The sequence below is a fragment of the Kitasatospora sp. NPDC054795 genome, assembly GCF_053611565.1.
Map to the genome: position 1 here is coordinate 1 of NZ_JBSHAP010000262.1, position 4269 is coordinate 4269.

General features: G+C 72.4%; 4 protein-coding genes and 1 pseudogene. 1 reads left to right on the top strand and 4 read right to left on the bottom strand.

The annotated features are described in order from the left end of the window. Window positions 1-83: 83 nt before the first annotated feature. From ACWGJO_RS41155 to ACWGJO_RS41165, 3 genes are all read right to left on the bottom strand, one after another. Window positions 84-509: a spore-associated protein gene (locus ACWGJO_RS41155; RefSeq protein WP_452190904.1), complete on the bottom strand. Its 426-nt coding sequence runs from the start codon at window positions 507-509 to the stop codon at window positions 84-86. A gap of 243 nt (window positions 510-752) precedes the next feature. Beyond that, the gene (locus tag ACWGJO_RS41160; RefSeq protein ID WP_452190905.1) at window positions 753-2573 is read right to left on the bottom strand and encodes a glycoside hydrolase family 35 protein; all 1821 of its coding nucleotides are present in this window, start codon (window positions 2571-2573) and stop codon (window positions 753-755) included. 94 nt (window positions 2574-2667) lie between these two features. Then, entirely contained in the window at window positions 2668-3141 is a 474-nt protein-coding gene (locus ACWGJO_RS41165; RefSeq protein ID WP_452190906.1) for a hypothetical protein, read from the bottom strand. A gap of 603 nt (window positions 3142-3744) precedes the next feature. On the opposite strand from ACWGJO_RS41165, the gene ACWGJO_RS41170 reads away from it, so the two are divergent. Further along, entirely contained in the window at window positions 3745-4035 is a 291-nt protein-coding gene (locus ACWGJO_RS41170) for a DUF7336 domain-containing protein (RefSeq protein WP_452190907.1), read from the top strand. A gap of 24 nt (window positions 4036-4059) precedes the next feature. On the opposite strand, the pseudogene ACWGJO_RS41175 reads toward ACWGJO_RS41170, so the two are convergent. Further along, window positions 4060-4269: pseudogene (locus ACWGJO_RS41175) on the bottom strand (hypothetical protein); the annotation flags it as partial.

The window sequence follows — 4269 nt, forward strand, 5'->3', positions numbered from 1 at the left end:
GGGCGCCGGCGCACTCACCGATCGGTCTCGGCGGGCGCGGAATTTCGTGGTCCGACCGCTGCCGCTACCGGGCTACCGGCCGCTCAGCTGCACCAGCCCGGACCCTTTCCCCACCAGTCACCGGAGTTGTAGTCCCGGCCGCCGTAGTAAATACACTGTCCGGGTGCGGACAGGTAGGCCGTGGCGTAGTAGCTGTAGTTCCCCAGGTCCTGCTGCCTTCCGCTGCCGTCGCCGAAGGTCAGGTAGGCGCCGGTCAGCGTCGGGGTTCCGGTCCTGGTGTTCTTGATGGTGGCGACGCAGTTCTTGCCGGTCGTCCTGCTGTAGGTCAGGTAGACCGTCGAGGTGCCGCCCGGCAGGTTGAAGGAATCGAGCGTGGCGTAGCTGGACCCGCAGGCCGTCTGCGGGGTGTAGGCGGTGGTGGACGCGTCGGCGGTGGCGGGCACCGCGAGCAGAATCGAGCCGGCCATCACGGCGAGGGCCGCCGTACGAGCGGAATTCCTGCGGAACATCCTGGCTCCTTCGTTCGACTCGTACTCCTGGCATTTCACGTGCCGGACAAGGACACAGGAATGCCCGGTGACGACGGGTCGCCGACCGCGCGATTGTCCGGATCGGCGCCAGGACGGTCCGGTTCCGTGCCGGGGTACGTTGCCGGGGCCGAGAGCGGAACCGTTCGACCCGGCCGGTTCCCGGGAGTTCGGGAACGGAACACATCCGCCTTTCCGTCCGACGCGGGGGGCGTGCCCGGTCGGTCAGTACTCGGAGCTGGGCGCGGCCGTGACCGGGCCGAGGTCCGGTCGGTCGCGCAACTCCAGTGCCGTGCCGTGGCGTTCGAGTTCCAGGACGACCAGTTCGTTGCTGCCGGGCCGCCACAGCGGGGCGGGGGCGTAGAGGGTGCGCTGGGGGCCGGCGGCGCAGTGGCGGCCGAGCAGGAAGCCGTTGAGCCACAGCAGTCCGCGGCCCCAGTCGGGCAGGGCGAGGAACGCGTCGGCGGGGGAGGGGAGTTCGGCGGTGAAGCGGTGGAAGGCCGGCCCGTCGTCGCCCGGTTCGCCGTGGTCCGGCCCGCCGTCGCGGGCCTCGACGTCGTCCGTGAAGCGCAGTGGGGACAGGTCGGTCAGCGGCAGCGGCCGGATCTGCCAGTCGAAGAGCCGCTGGTGGCCGTGCGAGACGCCGCGGGTGATGCCCTTGCGGTCGTCCATCTGCGGGCCGTAGTTCACCCGCCCCAGCGCTTCGACCAGGATGTCCAGCACCACCCCGTCGGGCCCGGTGGCCAGCGGCAGGGTCGCGCCGGGGGAGTTGCGCTCCAGCACCCCGAGCGGGCGCCCGTCCGCGAACACCTGCGCCCGGTCGGCCAACCCGTCGATGCGCAGCGGAAGTTCGGGGCGGGGGCCCGGTACGCGGGTGCGGTAGTGGATCAGGCCGCGGTCCTGTCCGAGCCGTTCCATCGGCAGTGGCGCCGCGTGCCGGTGCGGCTGCGACAGCGCGTCCAGGGCCTGCGCCAGGGGCGCGCGCCCGTCGGCCCGTTCCAGGCGCTGCGGCGCCACCCGGGGCGGGGGGTCGGGCAGTTCGCCGTCCGGCAGGGGCAGGTGGCGGCCGATGACCTCGCGCAGGGCGTGGAACTTCTCGGTCAGCTCGCCGGCCTCGCCGATCGGCGCGTCGTAGTCGTAGCTGGTGACGGTCGGCTCGTAGCCGGCGTCCAGTGGGTGGGCGCCGGAGTGGTTGGCGCCGGACCACAGGCCGAAGCTGGTGCCGCCGTGCGCCATGTAGAGGCTGACGGAGGCGCCGGTGGCCAGCAGTTCGTCCAGCGAGGCGGCGGTCTCCTTCGGGTCGCGGACGTGGTGCGGCAGGCCCCACTGGTCGAACCAGCCGATCCAGAACTCCATGGCGGTCAGCGGGCCTTCGCCCTGGTGGCGGCGGAGCACCGCGAGGCGCTCGGGGGCGCGCGAACCGAAGGTGGCGGTGGCGAGGAGGCCCGGGACCGTGCCGCCCTGCTGCATGGTGTCGTGGGCGCCGTCGGTGGTGAACAGCAGGCAGTCCACCCCGCGCCGCAGCAGGCCGTCGCGCAGGTGGGCGAGGTAGGCGGCGTCGTCGCCGTAGCTGCCGTACTCGTTCTCCACCTGCATCGCCACCACCGGCCCGCCCCGGCTCGCCAGCAGCGGCAGCAGCTCGGGCACCAGCGCGTCGAACCAGCCGTCCACCTCGGCCAGGTACGCCGGGTCCGCGCAGCGCAGCCGCAGCCCGTCCACCGCCAGCAGCCGGGCCGGCAGCCCGCCGAACTCCCACTCCGCACAGATGTACGGGCCCGGGCGCAGGATCACGTCCAGCCCCAGGCCGGCGGCGAGGCGCACGAAGCGCGCCACGTCCCGCCAGCCGGTGAAGTCCACCGTGCCGTCGGGCAGTTCGTGGAAGTTCCACGGGACGTAGGTGTCCACCGTGTTCACGCCCAGCGCCCGCACCCGCCGCAGCCGGTCCTCCCACAGCTCGGGGTGCACCCGGAAGTAGTGCACCGCCCCGGCCACCACCCGGTGCGGCACCCCGTCCCGCACGAACCCGTCCGCGTCGTACCCGAGCATGCGCGCACCCGCCTTCCCGCAGGGGATCCCGGGGCCTCGCGGCCCCCGGCACCGCCGAGCCTAGCGAGGAACGGGCCGCGCGGGCCGCCGCCGCTCAGGTGTCGTAGCAGCCGTCCCACGGGGCGAAGAAGCCCAGGCCGTCCGGGTAGAGCTCCAGGTGCACGCGGTCCTCCTCGTCCTCCTCGTCCTCGTCCACCTCCAGGACCAGGCCGAACAGAGCACCCTCGAAGCGGACCTCGAAGGGCGCGATGACGATGTCCTGGTAGTGCCGCCCCGGCAGGGCGTCCAGCCACTGCTCCAGCAGCAGCGCGGCCGCGTCGACCGCCTGCCGCTCGCCGTCCGCCGTCGTGCCGGTGGACTCGATGCGCGAGCCCAGGTGGCGGCCGGCCTCGTCGAACCGGTGCAGCACGGCGTGCCAGCGCTTCACGGCCTGCCAGTCGTCGCCGCTCCAGCCCTCGGGGAAGGCCGCGACGACGGTCGCGTAGAACTGGCCGCCCTCGCACCGCCCGATGGTGTCCGTGCGGTAGTCGGGCTCGTGGCGGATCGGTATGACCTCGGGAACGTTCATGCCCCGCACCCTAGGCCCCACCTGCGACAACGCCCCCCGGTGGGGGAACGGGCGCCGGTGTTGCGCCCGGCGGCGCGGGTGCGGTAGTCAGATGGGTCGCCACGCGCAGGGCCCGACCGACGGCCGACTACCGTGAGCTGTCGACCCGCTGCCCCAGCTTCTCGGTCGACGAGTTCCTCCTCGTGTCGACGCCGGTGCCCGGGTCGGAGGCGGCGTTCGTCTCCGACGTCCGCTCCGACCGGGAGCTCCTGGAGGACGACCTCAGGGAGGGGGACATCCCGGCGGAGTACACCACCGGCGAAGGGGACGGGGCGCGGCCCGCACTGCTGGCGTGGGCGGGCACCCCGGACGGCGACGAGATCCTCTGGCACACCGCCGCTGCCGACCCCGACACGTGGCCGGTCGTGGTCCGGGGCCGCGGCGGCGGCTGGTGGTCGTACCCGGAGGGGGCCGTGTCCTTCCTGGAGGGCCTGTACGCCGGACGGATCGCCGTCCCCGGCCTGCCGGCCCAGCTGCCGTCGGGCGACAGGAGGGTCTCCTTCCACGCTTTCCAGTGCTCCGACCGAGAACGTTCGCCGGTTGGGCCCGGGATAGCCTGCGCCCGTGAAGGTCTATCCCCTCTGGCACATCAGCCACCAGAACGAAGCCGGGCCCAACGACGAGACGATTCACCTCGACGACGGGGACGTGTTCATCGACGAGCAGGACGGCGACGACGTCAAGCTGCTCGGCATCTACTCCTCCGAGGCCGTAGCCGAAGAGCGGATGCGCCGCGCGCGTCTTCTACCGGGCTTCGCCGACGAGCCGGACTGCTTCCGGATCGGAGAGTACGACCTCGATGAGGACCACTGGACCGAGGGTTTCGTCCGCGTGCCGGTCCAGGTCTTCGGGTGAGCGGGCCCGCCTCTGCAGGCCCGCTCACGCCGCTTCGGTGAGCGTCCTTCCTCCCCGGCGAAGGCCCTTTCCGCTGCGGATGCGCGCGCGTTCCTTGCGCTGGGCGGCCAGGACGTCGGGGTGGGTCTGTCCAGTGAACGGCTCTGTCCCGTAATCGGCTCTGTCCCGTAATCGGTGGTAACGAAGCGTGATGGGTGTCGTTGGCAGGTCATGCGAAATGTCAACGAGCTTGTG